Origin of the sequence: Actinacidiphila cocklensis (genome assembly GCF_907177275.1) — a bacterium.
Taxonomy (GTDB): domain Bacteria; phylum Actinomycetota; class Actinomycetes; order Streptomycetales; family Streptomycetaceae; genus Actinacidiphila; species Actinacidiphila cocklensis.
The window spans coordinates 190,907-207,465 of the sequence record NZ_CAJSLV010000048.1; the positions used below are offsets into that span (position 1 = coordinate 190,907).

The window sequence follows — 16,559 nt, forward strand, 5'->3', positions numbered from 1 at the left end:
TGAGGTTCCATACGACGAGAAGGCGCCCGCACCGTTCCGGTGCGGGCGCCTTCGCCGTCGCGAGGGCGGTCAACTGCCGCCCGGTCCCGCGGGGGTGGCGTCCGGCGCAGCGTCCAGCCCCAGCGACACCAGCAGCGGGCCGCCGGCGCCCGCCTTCAGCAGCGCCGGCCGGCCCACCGCGAAGGAGCCCGCCCCGTTGTGGACCGCGGCCGGCACACCGCCAGGTGCGACGACCAGGCCGTCCCGCACCAGATGGGCGTCGCCGGACACCCCCCGTACCGCGAGCACCGGCTCCTCACCGGCCCTGACCGGCTGGCCTGCCAGCAGCGAGACCGGTCCGAAACCGGCACCGCCGAGCTGGGCGGCCGGTGTCCAGTGGTGCCCGCCGGCGGCCTCGGCCAGCCGCTCCACCACCAGGACCGCGGTGTCGGGCTCGCGGTAGGCCAGCAGCAGCGAGCCGTCAGCCGCGGCGACGGCGTCCGGCGCCTCGGCCGGCGGCGCCATCCCCTTCAGCTGCCGGTGCCGCAACTCGCCGCCGGGAGTGTCCTGCGCCCACTCGTGGACCGCGGTGAAGCCGGCCGCGAAGACATGGATCAGGCCCTGCGCGTCCAGCGCGGCGGCCAGTCCTTCCTGTACCTGGCCACCGGACAGGGCACGCCAGGGCGACCAGTGGCCCTCGGCCTCGCGGACCCGGGTGCTCAGGCCCTTCGACGCGTTGCGGACGAACAGGTGGATGCGGCCGTCCCTGCCCGCCACGACGGCCGGCGGGCCGACCCGGCGTCCGCGCACCGGGTCCTGCTCCGGATTGCCCAGCCGCCGCCACGCGGAACGGGCGCCCCCCGCACCCGACGTCTCCAGCATCACGATCTCCCGGGTGTCGGCACCGGGGTCGCCGTCGAGCCCGGAGAAGCGCAGCGCGAAGACCAGGTCGTGGCCGTCGGCGCCGGTGGCCACGCCCAGCGCGGGCACCAGCGGTCCGCCGCCCAGGTCCTCGGGCGCGCTCCACGCGGCTCCGGGGGCGTCGGCCACCGTCCAGCGGACGGCCCTGGTGCCGAGCACGCCGTAGGCGACCAGCCGGCCGTCCTTCGCCCGGCCGGCCCGCGGCCCCGCGGTGGGGTAGCGGTAGTGGGTGCTCCGCACCCACCCCCGCGGGTCCCGCAGCGAGGCGCCCTGGCCGACGGAGTAGTCGCCGCAACCGCCGGGGTTGCCGCAGGCCCAGGCGGGATTGCCGCCGTAGACGTCCAGCAGGCCGGCCTTCATCCGCACGACGTCCTGCGGCAGGCTGTGCGCCCAGCGCTGGTTGTAGTAGCCGCGGTAGGTCTCGGTGAGGAAGGACGGGGCGGTCCCGCCCGCCGCCGTACGGTCCGACCACTGCGCCATCGCGCGCCAGGTGAACTGCGCGACGGCGGTGTGGTCCCGGTGGTCGGAGTAGCCGCCCTGGTCGCTGCCGCGCGGATGGCTCGCGTCGTGGACCTGGATGTCGGGGTCGGGGTCGAGAGTGCGGATCAGGCTCGGCCGGTAGCGGTCCATGAGGAAGGCGAGCGCGTCGGTCAGCGACACCGGATCGAAGGTGTGCGTCCCGCGCACCGGCGAGTCGGGCTGCGGAACGGTGTTCACCTCCCCGCCCTTCGCCCACAGCTTGTCGATCCCGAGGGTGCCGCCGGACACCGGCGTGTGCATGTCGATCCGCAGGAAGACCAGTTCGGCCCGTCTGCCGTCGTGCACCAGCGTGGCGACCTCGGCCGCGCCGCCGCCCGGCAGGTCGAGCGCGGTGCGGACCCACGGGGTGAAGATCGTGGCACCCAGCATCCGTGCGTACGCCTGGCGCAGCCCCTGCTGCCGGGCGGAGACGTACGCGGGGATGTCCCCCTTGGGCCGGTGGCGCTGGCCTGGGGCGCGGTTCACGCCGAAGGAGTCGCCGCTGGTGACGTAGACCGACACGACCGGCACCCCACGTTCGAGGGTGCTCAGCGTGTCCGGGTTCATGAAGTACAGGTCGTCGTCGGGGTGTGCGAGCACCTGCATCACCAGGGGCGCCGCAGCCGGCACGAAGGCGACCGGGGCCGCGACGGGCAGCGTGCTGCCGGTGGGCCGGGGAGTGACGCGCGGCCGGGAAGCGCCGGAGGGCGGAGCCGTCGTCGCCGCGCCCGCCGCGCCGCGGCATCCCGCCACGGTGAACGACGCGAGAGCCCCTGCCGCGGAACCCATCACGGCCCTGCGTGCGAGGCCCCCACGCCCCGGCTGGCTACGGTCCACTGTTCCCTCTCCGTTCACCTCGCGAGTGATCATTTCGACCACCCGCAGCGCAAGAGGCACAATTCCGGGAGCGGGTTTCTTCCGTTTACCGTGACCGTCGTCACAGCGCGGGAGGTGCTCCTCCGGGCGGCGCGGCCCGAATTCGACGGAATACCTGCCAGCCGGACAGGGGGCGCGACGGGGGGCCGTACAGGCAGGTGGAGAGCAGCCGAACGGGACGCAAACAGTGAACTTGCTGATCCCTGGCATCCTTGAAACGATGCGCTGGCTATCAGACGAGACGAGAATCGGGGTCCGGACCACGTGAGTGATTCGCTCTTGCCCTATGCGGTGGGTGCGGCCAAGCGCGCGCGTTCCGCGGCTGTACGCGTCCGCCGCAGAGTGGAGCGGATGCACACCGTGCCCGCCCTGGGCAGCGGGGTGCGTCCGAGGCCGGTCCTGCAGACGGAACATCTGTCGGTGCTCGGCGGCCGCACGCTGAACGTCGCGGTGGTCCTCCCGCGGCAGCCCGCGGGACTGGCCGCCGCCCGGCTGGAGTTGGTCCGCGGGAGCCGGCGGATGAGCCTGGAACTCGTCATGGAACCGCAGCGCGACGGCACCCTGCTGCTCACCGCGACCGCGCCGCTGCTGCACGCGGGACCCGGCGAGCGCGACACCCGCGGCCTCGCGGTGGGCACCGGCATATGGCGCTTCACCGTCGTCACCGTCGACACCGCCGGCCGGGAGACCAGGGCCGACCTCGCAGCGCCGGCGCTGAGCACCATCGACGGCCCCACCCTCCCCACCTCCCCCTCGACGTCGAGCGGTGCGGTCTTCCGACCGGTCCGCTCCGTCGACGGCCGGGCCATGCTGAAGGTGAGCGCACCGGCGCAGCAGGCCGAACTGCTGGCCTTCGACCTGCGCTTCGACCGGATCACCGTGCACGGCCGGCTGATCTCCCGCCGCCACCCGGTCACCGACTACACCGCGGAGGCGGTCCGCAGGGGCACGACCAAGTCCGTTCCCGTCCAAGCGGTCTGGGACGGCGACGACTTCACCTTCGACATACCGCTCGCCGCGATGACCGCGAGGCAGTCGGCGCAGCGCACCTGGGACTTCCAGCTGCGGGCCGGACGCACCCGGCTGAAACTGGCCAGGCGGTTGACGCATGTGCGCAACATCAAGGACGTCTTCCGCACTCCTTTCACCATAGTCGCCCTGGAGGACGGCTCCCTGGCACGTGTGCACGCCCATCTGACGCCGAGCGGCGCCCTGGCGGTCGCCTGCGCCGCCTTCGGAACCAACGAGGACGCATGAAGATCACATTTCTGCTCACCTGGGGCGACGCGATGGGCGGCACCGAGAAGGCCGCCTACACCCAGGCGGCCCATCTCGCCCCGCTGCACGAGGTCGAGGTTCTCAGCATCTTCAAGACCGAGTCCGAGCCCTTCCTCACCGAGGGCAAGGCGGTCACGATGCGCTACCTGGTCGACCGCACCGGCAGCGTGCCGCGTCCGGTGCGCGCGAGCACTCTCACCGACGACGAGTGCCTGGCGCTGGCATCGCAGCCGAGCGAGCTGATCCCGCCGTCCGCCGAGCCCACCTTCGACCGGCTGTCGGACTTCGAGATGGCCGCCGCGATCAGCGTGCTGGACTGCGACATCCTGATCACCACCACGCCCGCCCTGATGATGGCGATGGTGGAACTGGCCCCGCCGCGGGTGGTGACGCTGCACCAGGAGCACCGGATCTCGCAGCTGCGCGGCCCGACGGGCGAGCCGATGCTGATCCACGCGCCGCGGCTGGACGCGCTGGTCTCGCTCACCGAGCTGACCACCAACTGGTTCGCCGAGTCGCTCGGCCAGTCCGCGCCGCTGCTCGCCACCATCCCCAACGCGATGCCCGAGGGCTACAAGCCGCGCTCCGACCTGGAGACCAAGGTCGTGATGGTGGCTGCCCGCATGATGTACGAGAAGGGCATGGACCTGGCGATCCAGGCCTTCGCGGAGATCTGCGAGGAGCATCCGGGCTGGGTTCTGCGGATCTTCGGCGGCGGACCGCAGCTCAACCAGCTGCGCCGGCTGGTGGAAGGGCTCGGCCTGCACGACAGGGTCGAGATACTGGGCCGCTCCCGGCAGATGTCCGAGGAGTGGGCGAAGGCGTCCATCGCGCTCATGCCGTCCCGCTGGGAGGCCTTCGGGCTGGTGATGCTCGAGGCCTTCGCCGCCGGTGTGCCCGTGGTCGCCTTCGACTCGCTGACCGGTCCCGCGACGATCGTGCGGCACGAGGTCGACGGTCTGCTGGTCCAGTCCGACGACGTCAGCTCGTACGCCGCCGCGATGTCGCGGCTGATGGGCGACGACGACCTGCGGCACGCCTACGGGAAGAACGCCCTCGAAGGCGCCCGCGAGCGTTTCAACGCCGAGAAGATATCGGCGATGTGGGAGGACCTGTTCGCCAGGCTCGTGGAGCGCCGCGACAAGCCGGAGCGCTTCAGCGAGCGCGCCGACCGCGCCGCCCGGCGGATCGCCACCGGCGGCAGCCGCACCTTCGCGGTGGCGGCCCCGGTCAGCAGGCTGTCGCCGTCGAACGACGAGCAGAAGGCCCGCGAGGTCATCATCCAGGCCCAGGACCGCAACCGGCTGATCCGCTCCGGCGGCCGGGTGGCCGAGGTCAGGAACGACGTCCCGGCCTGGAAGATGGCCGCGATCAACCTGGAACTGGCCGCGGACGCCCTCGAGCAGCACGGGGTTCCGTACATCATGCTGCGCGACACCGCCGCGATCGGCTTCCGGCTCGCGGTGCGCGCCGAGGACGGACAGCGGGTACTGGACGCGCTCGCCGACAGCCTGGCGGGCAAGCCGGTCTACGGCGAGCTGATGTCGCCACGTGTCTCCGCCCCCGGTGCGGTACTCGGTGAGCGGCTGCGCAACGTCGGCGAGGTCAAGGGCGTACGGGTCTTCAAGCCGATCGTCTCCGAGAGCCGCACCCTGCGCTACGGTCCCGCCTACGGCTGCCGGGTGGAGTTCTGGTCCGAGGACGAGGACGGCTGGCGGGTCTCCCCCGGCTCCGCGACCGTCGCAGGACCGCGACTGCCCGACCTGGAGGCGACCGGCACCCTGACGGTCGGCGACCGCCAGTACCCGTCGACGACCGCCTTCACCGGCAGGGACCTGATGTGGGACATCGACTTCCCCATCGACGTGGTCTACACCTGGGTGGACGACACCGACGCCGCCTGGCGCGCGCGCCGCGACGCCGCCCGCTCCGCGGCCGGCCTGCCCGACACCGGCGCCGAAGCCGGCGACGTGCGCTTCCGCAACCGCGACGAACTGCGGTACTCCCTGCGGTCGCTGGCCACCCACGCGCCCTGGGTGCGGAAGATCTTCCTGGTCACCGACGACCAGACGCCGTCCTGGCTGAACACCGAGCACCCCGACATCCAGGTGGTCAGCCACCGGGAGATCTTCGCCGACACCTCGCTACTGCCGACGTTCAACTCGCACGCCATCGAGAGCCAGCTGCACCGCATCGAGGGCCTGTCGGAGCACTTCCTCTACGTCAACGACGACGTGTTCTTCGGCCGCCCGCTGACCCCGGGCAGCTTCTTCCACAGCAACGGCACCTCGAAGTTCTACCGGTCGCCGACCTCGATCCCGATCAGCGAGATCACGGACGACGACGAGGGCTACTTCGTCGCGGCCAAGAACAACCGCAAGCTGCTGAAGGAGGCCTTCGGGCGCACGGCCACCCACGGTTTCCTGCACGCGCCGCACCCGCTGCGGCGCAGCGTGCTGGAACAGATCGCGGAGCGCTGGCCCGAGGAGACCGGCGCGACCGCCGCGAACCGCTTCCGCAGCCGCAACGACCTGTCGGTGACCTCGTCGCTGCACCACCACTTCGGCTATCTGACCGGTCAGACGGTGCCCGGAGCGATCTCCTGCGGATACGCCAACATCGCGGACTACACCCACCACAAGATGCTCACCCGGCTGCTGACCTCGCGGCACCAGGACGTCTTCTGCATCGGTGAGTCCGCCGAGTCCGAGGTGCCGGTGGACGAGCAGGACCGCGTGCTGCGCGCCTTCCTGAGCGCGTACTTCCCGGTCCCGTCGCCCTACGAGCGCTGACCGCCCGGCACGGCAGAGGGCGGCCCTTCCCCCGCGGGGGAAGGGCCGCCCTTTCGCATGGCGCGGCGGCTACGGCTTCTCGAAGGGTCCCGGCACCGGGAAGTACGCCTCCAGGAACGGCGTGATCAGGTCCTTCTGCTCCGAGACGTCCTCGCCGGTGGACACGGTGTCGTTGACGCAGAACACCGTCTTGTCGCGGCGGGCCAGCAGCCGGCCGAGCCGGGTCTCGGTCCACGGGTGGGTCAGGTCGATGTACGTGTAGGGCAGTTCCGACGGCACGGCCCTGCGGGTGGCGAACGCGTAGTAGTGGTGCAGCGAGGAGGCGATGGAGATGTCGTCGATGCTGCGGAAGTGGCTGGACTCGGTCTGCCGGTACTCGGCCGCGAACTCCGCCTCGATCTCGGCGAGCACGCTGCGCCGCAGCGGGTGCGGCATGTGCTTCATCTTCTGCACCAGCACCGAGCCGTAGTTCTCCTCTATCAGCCGCCGGTTGTTCTTGCCGGCCGCGGCGACCGGCGGGTCCTCCGCGGTCCGCTCGCCCAGCGGCACCAGCGCCGGCGAGGGGAAGAACTTGGTCAGGCCGTTGCCGAGGAAGAAGTCCTGCGGGGTGACCTCGTTGCCCAGCAGCACGTCGTCGTTGAAGTAGAGGAAGTGCTCCGACAGGCCCTCTATGTGGTGCAGCTGACTCTCGATGGCGTGCGAGTTGAACGTCGGCAGCGAGGCGGCGGACCGGAAGATCTCGCGGTGGCTGACCACCTGGATACCCGGGTGCTCGGTGCTCAGCCAGGACGGCGTCTGGTCGTCGGTGACCAGGAAGACCTTGCGCACCCAGGGCGCGTACATGTGCAGCGAGCGCAGGGAGTAGCGCAGTTCGTCGCGGCTGAGGTAGCGGGCCGCGTTGGCGGCCTCCTCGTGGTAGCCCTCGCCGGAGAACTCCGCGCGGCGGCGCAGCCACGCCGGGTCGGAGCCGTCGACCCAGGTGTAGACGACGTCGATCGGGAAGCGGACCTCGCCGGTGGGGTGGATCGCGAAGTGCTCGCGGGTGGGCACCTCGTGCAGCGGCCCGACGCCGATGTCGCGGGGCGCGAGGTCGGTGAAGAACGCCTCGGGGGCCTGCACCGTCTTGGAGTCGGCCGGGATGTCCTCGGCGAGCTTCCCGGGCCGGGGGGCGATCAGCCGGCCGTCCTCCTCGGTCCAGAACTCGATGTCGCAGCCGTAGCGGGTGCCCAGCGCCAGAAGGCCGTGCTCGTCGCTGCGGTACCAGGTGAGCCGGAAGACGCCCGCGGCCGCGACCTTGCGCCAGGTCGCCGGCTCGTAGCCGGGCAGCGACTCCTCGGGCACCGGCTTGTTGCCGGCGACCGGGGTCACGTAGCCGGGCTCCTCGGCGCACAGCGCGGTCAACGCGGCGAGCACCGCCTCCCGGTCGGCCTCGCGCACCGCGACGGCGGCGGCGGTGTCGGAGCGGCCGCGTACGCAGAAGTGGCTCAGGCCGGCCGCCTCCAGGCAGTCGAGCACCGCGTCCAGGTTGGCCCGGCGGGCCACCAGCGGGGTCACGCCGGGGATCGCCAGGGCGACCTTGGGCTCCCTGCCGACGGTCATCACCCGGCGGTCCGGCCGGTCCACCAGCGCCTGGTGGCGCTTTCCGACCCTGGCGGCCCGCACCCGCTCCGCCGCGGCCGTGGCCCCGGCGATCCTGAGCTTCACCTGCTTGCGCAGATCCGAGTCGACGCGGGCCGCGATGGCCTTGCGGGCGCTTTCCGGCACGGCTCGTCGGTAGACCCCCAGCAGCCGGGGTGCCTCGGGATTACGCACGGCAGGCGACTCCTCATCGAACGACGGCCTCCTGGGAGGCCGTCCGGCGGACCAAACACAGCCATCGAGGCCGACATCCCCAGTATGCCCTGCGTTCGCCTGGCGTCCCCAAGCGGTCCATTTCACCGGCAGGTGATCATCCGAGGCCGCAGCGGTTCCCTTTGCCCGGTGAATTCTTGGCACTACCATTCGGACAGCTTCCTGAACGTTCGCCGACCTCGTAGCGCACCCCCACCGCAGCGCGTGGCCCCCACCTACACTGACGCTCACATATGCGGCTCGGTTTCCCAGCCGCCGCACCGCGTATTTGACGCACGGCGCCGAAAGTGACCTTCATGCGACTGTCGATCGTAGTTCCCTGCTACAACGAAGAAGCCGTCATCGACCTCTTCGACGAGCGGATCAGGGCGACCCTGGACACCCTCGCCGTCGACTACGAGGTGTGTTACGTCGACGACGGCAGCAGGGACGGGACGCTGGAACGGCTTCGCGGGCTCGCCAAGAACCACCCGGGCAGCACCCGCTACGTCTCGTTTAGCCGGAACTTCGGCAAGGAGGCCGGCATGCTGGCCGGCCTGCGGGAGGCCACCGGTGACGCGGTCGTCCTCATGGACGCGGACCTGCAGCACCCGCCGCAGCTGATCTCGCGAATGCTGGAGCTGTACCACCTCGGGCACGACCAGGTGATCGCCCGGCGCACCCGCGAGGGCGACAAGAAGATGCGCTCGGCCGTCAGCCGGCTCTACTACCGCATGATCAACAAGTGGGTCGACGTCGAGCTCACCGACGGCGTCGGCGACTTCCGGCTGCTGTCGCGGCCCGCGGTGGACGCGCTGCTGTCCATGCCCGAGTACAACCGCTTCTCCAAGGGCCTCTTCTCCTGGATCGGCTTCGACACCGTCACCTTCGACTACCGCAACGCGGCGCGCGAGGCGGGCGAGACGAAGTGGCGCTTCGGGGCGCTGATCAACTACGGCATGGACGGGCTGATCTCGTTCAACAACCGCCCGCTGCGACTGGCGATCTACGCGGGCCTCGGCCTTGCCGGGCTCGCCGCGGCCTACGCGGCGGTGATCAGCGTGCAGGCGATCATCGAGGGCCCGACCGCGCCCGGTTACGTCACCCTGCTCGTCGCGATCACCGGCCTCGGCGGGCTGCAGATGATGATGCTCGGGCTGATCGGCGAGTACATCGGCCGCATCTACTATGAGACCAAGCGCCGCCCGCACTTCCTGGTCAAGGAGACGAACACGCCGCGCACCTTCCGGGTGGGCGACCAGGCCGGAGCGCCTGCCGGCGAGGCGCAGGTGCCGGAGCGGCAGGACTGGTCGGAGATCCGTTGAGCGCCGCGACGCCCAGGCTGTCACCCCAACTGCTGCAGATCGTGCGCTTCGCGCTGGTCGGCGGCGTCAACACCGCGACGTTCTACGGCTTCTATCTGGCGCTGCATCCGCTGATGCCGTATTTCGCCGCGTATTCACTGGCGTTCGTGCTGAGCATGATCGGCTCGTTCTTCCTCAACACGTACTTCACTTATCGCACCCGGCCGACATGGAAGAAGTTCTTTCTCTTCCCGCTGACCAACGTCACGAACTACGTGGTGACCAGCATCGGCGTCTACGCCTTCGTGGAGTGGGCGCACATGAACGACAAGATCGCCCCGCTGGTGGCCGCGGCCGCGGCGATCCCGTTCACGTACGTCCTCTCCCGCCGCATCCTGACCAAGGACACCCCGCCGGCCACGGCCTTCTGACCCCCGCCGCTCCACGTGCTGCGGCCCCGGACCAGCAGGTCCGGGGCCGCACGTGTGAGGTGTCCACACCCCGTCGGGTACCGGCGTGCCCCCAGGGCTACTGGAACGGGTCGAAGCCCCGGTACTCCTCTTCCACATCGTCGCGTTCGGCCTGCTTGTCACGGCGGCGGGTCACGGCCGCGCGAGGAGCGTCGAAACGGTGGTCCTCGCCACGGCGGCCGAGCATCTCGGCGCCGGCCGCCATCGTGGGCTCCCAGTCGAAGACGACCGCGTCGTCCTCGGAGCCGATGGCGACGCCGTCGCCCGGCTTCGCGCCGGCCTTGAGGAGCTGGTCCTCGACGCCGAGGCGGTTGAGGCGGTCGGCGAGGTAGCCGACGGCCTCGTCGTTGGAGAAGTCGGTCTGGCGTACCCAGCGCTCCGGCTTCTCGCCGCGGACCCGGAAGAGGCCCTCCTCCTCGGCGGTGACCGTGAAGCCCGCGTCGTCGACCGCCTGCGGGCGGATGACGACCCGGGTGGACTCCTGGACGGGCTGGGCGGCGCGCGTCTCGGCGACGATCTTCGCGAGGGCGTAGGACAGCTCCCGCAGGCCCTCGTGGGAGACCGCGGAGACCTCGAAGACCTGGTAGCCGCGGGACTCCAGCTCGGGCCTGATCATCTCGGCCAGGTCGCGACCGTCGGGCACGTCGATCTTGTTGAGCACCACGATCCGCGGCCGGTCCTCCAGCCCGGCGCCGTACGCCCGCAGCTCCGCCTCGATCACGTCGAGGTCGGTGGCCGGGTCGCGGTCGGACTCCAGCGTCGCGGTGTCCAGCACGTGCACCAGCACCGAGCAGCGCTCGACGTGCCGCAGGAACTCGAGTCCCAGGCCGCGCCCCTCGCTGGCGCCGGGGATCAGCCCCGGCACGTCGGCGATCGTGTAGACGGTCGAACCCGCGGTCACCACACCGAGGTTGGGCACCAGCGTGGTGAACGGGTAGTCCGCGATCTTCGGCTTCGCCGCGGAAAGCACCGAGATCAGCGAGGACTTGCCGGCGCTGGGGTAGCCCACGAGCGCCACGTCCGCGACGGTCTTCAGCTCCAGCACCACGTCGCGCGCGATGCCCGGCACACCGAGCAGCGCGAAGCCCGGCGCCTTGCGGCGGGCCGACGCCAGCGCCGCGTTGCCCAGGCCGCCGCGGCCGCCCTGGCCGGCGACGAAGGTGGTGCCCTGGCCGACCAGGTCGGCCAGCACGTTGCCGTGCTTGTCCATCACGACCGTGCCGTCGGGCACCGGCAGCACCAGGTCCGTACCGTCCTTGCCCGACCGGTTGCCGCCCTCCCCCGGCTTGCCGTTGGTGGCCTTGCGGTGCGGGCTGTGGTGGTACTCCAGCAGCGTCGTGACGTCCTGGTCGACGACCAGGGTCACATCTCCGCCCCGGCCGCCGTTGCCCCCGTCGGGGCCTCCCAGCGGCTTGAACTTCTCCCGGTGCACGGAGGCGCAGCCATGGCCCCCGTTACCCGCGGCGACATGCAGTTCGACGCGGTCCACGAAGGTGGTCATGGCATTTCCTCCAGATACATACGGGTCTGCGCGCGTTCACGCGAAGACATAACACGCCGAGGGCGGCCCCGCTTCCCGTGTGCCGGGAAGAGGGTCCGCCCTCGGAAAGCCCTCAGCGTGCCGTTCAGGCAGCCGGAACGATGTTCACGACGCGGCGACCGCGCTTCGTACCGAACTCGACCGAACCGGCGGACAGCGCGAACAGCGTGTCGTCCTTGCCGATGCCGACGCCGGAGCCGGGGTGGAAGTGCGTGCCGCGCTGGCGGACGATGATCTCACCGGCGTTGACGGCCTGGCCGCCGAAGCGCTTCACGCCGAGCCGCTGAGCGTTGGAGTCGCGACCGTTCCGGGTGGACGATGCGCCCTTCTTGTGTGCCATCTCTCCTCAGTCCCTTACTTCGCAGCCGCGGCGGGGATGCCAGTGATCTTCAGCGCCGTGTACTGCTGGCGGTGACCCTGGCGACGGCGGTAACCGGTCTTGTTCTTGTAACGCAGGATGTCGATCTTCTGGCCCTTGTGGTGGTCGACGATCTCGGCCTCGACCTTGATCCCGGCCAGCACCCACGGGTCGCTGGTGACGGCTTCGCCGTCCACCACGAGCAGCGTCGACAGCGCGACGGCGTCTCCGACCTTGCCGGTGGGAATCTTGTCGACCTCGACGATGTCACCGACGGCCACCTTGTGCTGGCGGCCACCGCTACGCACGATCGCGTACACGCGGAACTCACTCTCTGCTCGATTCGGACCCCTGATGCCAGCCGTCCCATGTCGTACCCGGGGGGCCTCTCCCGGTTGACCGGGAGGAATGTGCTCAGAGAAGGGCGCATAAACGCCGAAGCTCAACTTTACGTAGCGCCCCCACCCCGGTCAAATCCTCCGGGTTCCCCCGGAAGACCCCGCTCCGGCGCCGGAGTGGGCCCTCCCGCTGACGCGGGGTCGTGGGCACGTTCTGCGCGGGACGGCGCCTGACAGGGGCGCGGGGAACTGCGCGCTCAGCCACCCACCGGCAGGTGGTCCGTCTCCGGAGCGAAGAGCCCTTTCGGGCCGGTGACGACGTACAGCTCGTCGACGGCTGGTCGCGCAGTTCCCCGCGCCCCTGATGTGCCGGCGTTCCGTCGCCACACGACGGTCGCGGGGGGACGGCCCGCGCTCCCGGTGGGTGCTCCCCTACGGAAGGGGAGCCCGGGAGCGCGGGGAGGGGAGTCACTCCGCCGGGGTGGCAGCCTTCTTCGCTGCGGACTTCTTGGTCGCAGCCTTCTTCGCCGTCTTCTTCGCCGCCGCCTTCTTGGCCGGCGCCTTGCGGGCCGCAGCCCGCTTCTTCGGCTCGGGCTCCGGCTCGGAGGCCGTGGCCACGACGATCTCCGCGTCCTCGGCCGCCACGGGCGAACCCGCGGGGGCGGCCACCTTGCGGGTCGCACGCCGCCGCGTGCGAGCCGGCGGCTCGGTCGAGACCTCGGGCTCGGGCAGCGCGGCAGCCGGAGCGGCGGGCGCCTCGGCCGCGACGACCACGACGGCCGCCTCCTCCGCCGCCGCGGGCGAACCCGCGGGAGCCGTGGCCTTACGGGTCGCACGCCGCCGCGTGCGGGCCGGCGGCTCCGTGGAGACCTCGGGCTCCGGCAGCAACGCCGCCGGCTCCACGTCGGGCTCGCTGACCGGCACGACGACGAAGGCCTGCTCGGCCTCGCCGGCCGCGGCGGCAGGCGCCCCGGCGGGCGCGGTCGCCTTGCGGGCGCCCCGCCGCCGGCTGCGGCCACGGGACGAGCTCGCTGCGGCCTCCGCCTCGGCGGCGCTGCCGAACCACTCCTCCTCGGGGTCGCCGACCGCCGGCACCAGGTCGGACTCGCCGACCTCGATGGGCTCCAGCTCGGGCAGCTCCTCGGCCTCGGTCTCCACCTCGACCTCGACGTCGGCCACGTGCTCGTGGCCCTCGCCGCCGGCCTTGCCGCCGCGGCGCTTGCGCTTGCCGCCGCCACCGCCGGTGGTGGTCGCCTGGTCCATGTGGACGATGACTCCGCGCCCGTTGCAGTGGACGCAGGTCTCGGAGAAGGACTCCAGCAGGCCCTGCCCGACCCGCTTGCGGGTCATCTGGACCAGGCCGAGCGAGGTGACCTCGGCCACCTGGTGCTTGGTGCGGTCCCGGCCGAGGCACTCCAGCAGACGCCGCATGACCAGGTCGCGGTTGGACTCCAGGACCATGTCGATGAAGTCGACCACCACGATGCCGCCGAGGTCCCGCAGCCGCAGCTGCCGGACGATCTCCTCGGCCGCCTCAAGGTTGTTGCGGGTGACGGTCTCCTCCAGGTTGCCGCCCTGCCCGGTGAACTTGCCGGTGTTGACGTCGACCACGACCATCGCCTCGGTCTTGTCGATCACCAGCGAACCGCCGGACGGCAGCCACACCTTGCGGTCCAGCGCCTTGAGCAGCTGCTCGTCGATGCGGTACGTCGCGAAGACGTCCACCTCCGACGTCCAGCGGGACAGCCGGTCCGCCAGGTCGGGCGCGACGTGGGTGACGTAGTCGTGGATGGTGCCCCACGCCTCGTCGCCGCTGACGATGACCTTCGAGAAGTCCTCGTTGAAGATGTCCCGGACCACGCGGACGGTCATGTCGGGCTCGCCGTAGAGCAGCGTCGGCGCGTTGGAGCCGCCGCCGTTCTTCGCCTTGCGCTGGATGTCGTCCCACTGCGCCTGCAGGCGCTCGACGTCGCGGCGCAGCTCGTCCTCGCTCGCGCCCTCGGCCGCGGTGCGGACGATGACGCCGGCGTCCTCGGGGACGATCTTCTTCAGGATCGTCTTGAGGCGGGCGCGCTCGGTGTCGGGCAGCTTGCGGCTGATGCCGGTCATCGAGCCCTCGGGCACGTAGACCAGGTAGCGGCCGGGCAGGCTGACCTGGCTGGTGAGCCGGGCGCCCTTGTGGCCGATCGGGTCCTTGGTGACCTGGACGAGCACCGGCTGGCCCGACTTGAGGGCGGACTCGATCCGGCGGGGGCCGCCGGACAGGCCGAGCGCCTCGAAGTTGACCTCACCGGCGTAGAGCACCGCGTTGCGGCCCTTGCCGATGTCGACGAAGGCGGCCTCCATCGACGGCAGCACGTTCTGGACCTTGCCCAGGTAGACGTTGCCGACGTAGCTGGTGGCCTGCTCCTTGTTGACGTAGTGCTCGACGAGGACGTTGTCCTCCAGCACGCCGATCTGGGTGCGCTCGCCGTTCTGCCGCACCACCATGACGCGCTCGACCGCCTCGCGGCGGGCCAGGAACTCGGCCTCGGTGATGATCGGCACCCTGCGGCGGCCCTGCTCGCGGCCTTCGCGGCGGCGCTGCTTCTTGGCCTCCAGGCGGGTGGAGCCCTTGATGGACTGCACCTGGTCGGCGCCGGTGCCCAGCGGCTCCTGGCTCTGCCGCGGCTCGCGGACCTTGACGACCGTGCGCTCCGGGTCGTCGACGTCGCCGCCGTGACCATCATCCGCGCCGGACTCGCCACCGCGGCGGCGGCGCCTGCGGCGACGGCGGCTGCTGGTGCTGCCACCGGTCCCGCCGCCCTGCGGGTGCTCGTCCTCGTGCTCGTCGGCGCCCTCGGCCTCTTCGCCGTCCTGCGACTCGTCCTCGTCCTCGTCCTCGCCGGCGCCCTCGTCGTGCTCGGCGGAGTCCCCGCGGCGACGGCGACGGCCGCCGCGGCGGCGGCGACGGGACGACGGGCGGTCCTCGCCCTCGGTGTCGCCCTCGCCCTCCTCGGGCTCCTCCGCCTCGGCCTCGGTGGCCTCGGTGGTCTCGGCGGCCTGCGTGGCCTCGGGCTCGGCCTCCACCGCGGCACCGCCCCTGCGGCGCCTGCGACGGCGCGGACCGCCGCCCTCGTGCTCCTCGGCCTCGGGCTCGGGCTCGGCCTCTTCCGCCTCCTCGGCGGCCGCGGGCGCGGCTGCGGCAGTGGGGGCGACGAACACCGGTGCCTGGAAGACCGCGGTCGGCGGCTGTGCGGCCCGGCGGCGGCCGCCGCGGGTGGGCGCCGCCTCGGTCCGCACGTCGAGCGTCACGGACTCGGCCGCGATGCCGAAGGCGTCGGCCAGCGCGGACACCGCCTGCGCGGCGGCGTCCTCGGGCGTCGCACCGTATCCGCGGATCTCGTAGGCGTCGTCGACCTCGACGGCCCAGCCGTCGCCGTCACGCAGCGCCCTGCCGGTGTACGCGGTCGCCGGCCCTGCCGGTGCCGCCTCGGCGGCGGACTCATGCTGGGGCGCCAGCGCGCCCGGCTTCAGCCGCCGGGAGCCGTCGCCGCCTGCGGAGAAGGTCGCGGCGGGCGCCGCCTTCTTCCGCGTACGCCGAGCGGTACGCCCCGCGGGGGCGGCCTCCGCGGGGGCGGCCTCCGCGGGGGCCTGGGGCTGTGCAGCGGGCTCTTCCGCGACGGCGGGCGAGCCGGCCGGAGCGCTCGCCTGACGCGTCGCACGACGACGGGCACGCGCCGGAGCCGCATCGGCAGCGGGCTCCGCCTCGGTCTCGGCGGCGGGTGCGGGCGCGGGCGCCTCGGCGGCCGGGGCAGCGGGCTCCTCCGTCACGGCGGGCGAGCCGGCCGGAGCGCTCGCCTGACGCGTCGCACGACGACGGGCACGCGCCGGAGCCGCATCGGCGGCAGGCTCGGCCTCGGTCTCGGCGGCAGGTGCGGGCGTCTCGGCGGCCGGGGCGGCGGCCTCTTCGGTCACCGCGGGCGAACCGGCCGGAGCCGTCGCCTTACGCGTGGCACGACGACGGGCAGGCGCCGCGGTCTCGGCCTCAGCGGCCTCCTCGGCAGCAGGCGCCGCAGCCTCAGCCGGAGCAGCAGCCTTACGCGTCGCACGACGACGAGCCGGAGCAGCAGCCTCAGCCTCAGCGGCCTCCTCCGTCACCGCGGGCGAACCGGCCGGAGCCGTCGCCTTACGCGTCGCACGACGACGGGCAGGCGCCGCAGCCTCGTCGGTCGCGGGGGATTCTTCGGTGCCGGCTGCCGCAGTCTCGGGCGCGGCAGCAGCCTTACGCGTCGCACGACGACGAGCCGGAGCAGCAGCCTCAGCCTCAGCGGCCTCCTCCGTCACCGCGGGCGAACCGGCCGGAGCCGTCGCC

Annotated in this window: 10 protein-coding genes; 4 read left to right on the plus strand and 6 right to left on the minus strand. The window is 72.0% G+C overall.

What is annotated here, in order from left to right; all coding sequences use genetic code 11:
- Nucleotides 1-69 precede the first annotated feature (69 nt).
- A complete protein-coding gene (locus NFU81_RS11890; protein WP_251488559.1) occupies nucleotides 70-2,208 on the minus strand; it encodes a PIG-L family deacetylase in 2,139 nt (712 codons plus the stop codon).
- Between the two features lie 438 nt (nucleotides 2,209-2,646).
- On the opposite strand from NFU81_RS11890, the gene NFU81_RS11895 reads away from it, so the two are divergent.
- The gene (locus tag NFU81_RS11895; RefSeq protein ID WP_251488562.1) at nucleotides 2,647-3,552 is read left to right on the plus strand and encodes a hypothetical protein; all 906 of its coding nucleotides are present in this window, start codon (nucleotides 2,647-2,649) and stop codon (nucleotides 3,550-3,552) included.
- The gene (locus NFU81_RS11900; RefSeq protein ID WP_251488565.1) at nucleotides 3,549-6,365 is read left to right on the plus strand and encodes a stealth conserved region 3 domain-containing protein; all 2,817 of its coding nucleotides are present in this window, start codon (nucleotides 3,549-3,551) and stop codon (nucleotides 6,363-6,365) included. The genes NFU81_RS11895 and NFU81_RS11900 overlap by 4 nt, the downstream gene beginning before the upstream one ends.
- A 69-nt stretch (nucleotides 6,366-6,434) precedes the next feature.
- Here the strand turns inward: NFU81_RS11900 and NFU81_RS11905 are convergent, their stop codons facing one another.
- A complete protein-coding gene (locus NFU81_RS11905; RefSeq protein ID WP_251488567.1) occupies nucleotides 6,435-8,177 on the minus strand; it encodes a stealth family protein in 1,743 nt (580 codons plus the stop codon).
- A gap of 335 nt (nucleotides 8,178-8,512) precedes the next feature.
- Between NFU81_RS11905 and NFU81_RS11910 the strand changes: the two genes are divergently transcribed.
- Both NFU81_RS11910 and NFU81_RS11915 read left to right on the plus strand, forming a co-directional pair.
- Nucleotides 8,513-9,520, plus strand: a complete 1,008-nt coding sequence (locus NFU81_RS11910) for a glycosyltransferase family 2 protein (RefSeq protein ID WP_251488569.1) — start codon at nucleotides 8,513-8,515, stop codon at nucleotides 9,518-9,520.
- Complete coding sequence (locus tag NFU81_RS11915) at nucleotides 9,517-9,930, plus strand: GtrA family protein (protein WP_251488571.1); 414 nt, start codon at nucleotides 9,517-9,519, stop codon at nucleotides 9,928-9,930. Before NFU81_RS11910 ends, NFU81_RS11915 begins: the two co-directional genes overlap by 4 nt.
- Before the next feature lie 97 nt (nucleotides 9,931-10,027).
- Here NFU81_RS11915 and obgE read toward each other — a convergent pair whose 3' ends face one another.
- The 4 genes from obgE to NFU81_RS11935 form a co-directional block, all read right to left on the minus strand.
- The gene (gene obgE / locus NFU81_RS11920; RefSeq protein WP_251488575.1) at nucleotides 10,028-11,470 is read right to left on the minus strand and encodes a GTPase ObgE; all 1,443 of its coding nucleotides are present in this window, start codon (nucleotides 11,468-11,470) and stop codon (nucleotides 10,028-10,030) included.
- 124 nt (nucleotides 11,471-11,594) lie between these two features.
- The gene (gene rpmA / locus NFU81_RS11925; RefSeq protein WP_251488578.1) at nucleotides 11,595-11,849 is read right to left on the minus strand and encodes a 50S ribosomal protein L27; all 255 of its coding nucleotides are present in this window, start codon (nucleotides 11,847-11,849) and stop codon (nucleotides 11,595-11,597) included.
- Nucleotides 11,850-11,863: 14 nt separating this feature from the next.
- The gene (gene rplU / locus NFU81_RS11930; RefSeq protein ID WP_251488583.1) at nucleotides 11,864-12,187 is read right to left on the minus strand and encodes a 50S ribosomal protein L21; all 324 of its coding nucleotides are present in this window, start codon (nucleotides 12,185-12,187) and stop codon (nucleotides 11,864-11,866) included.
- A 486-nt stretch (nucleotides 12,188-12,673) separates the two neighbouring features.
- On the minus strand, nucleotides 12,674-16,559 hold a 3,886-nt coding region (locus NFU81_RS11935; protein WP_251488586.1), incomplete at its 5' end, for an Rne/Rng family ribonuclease.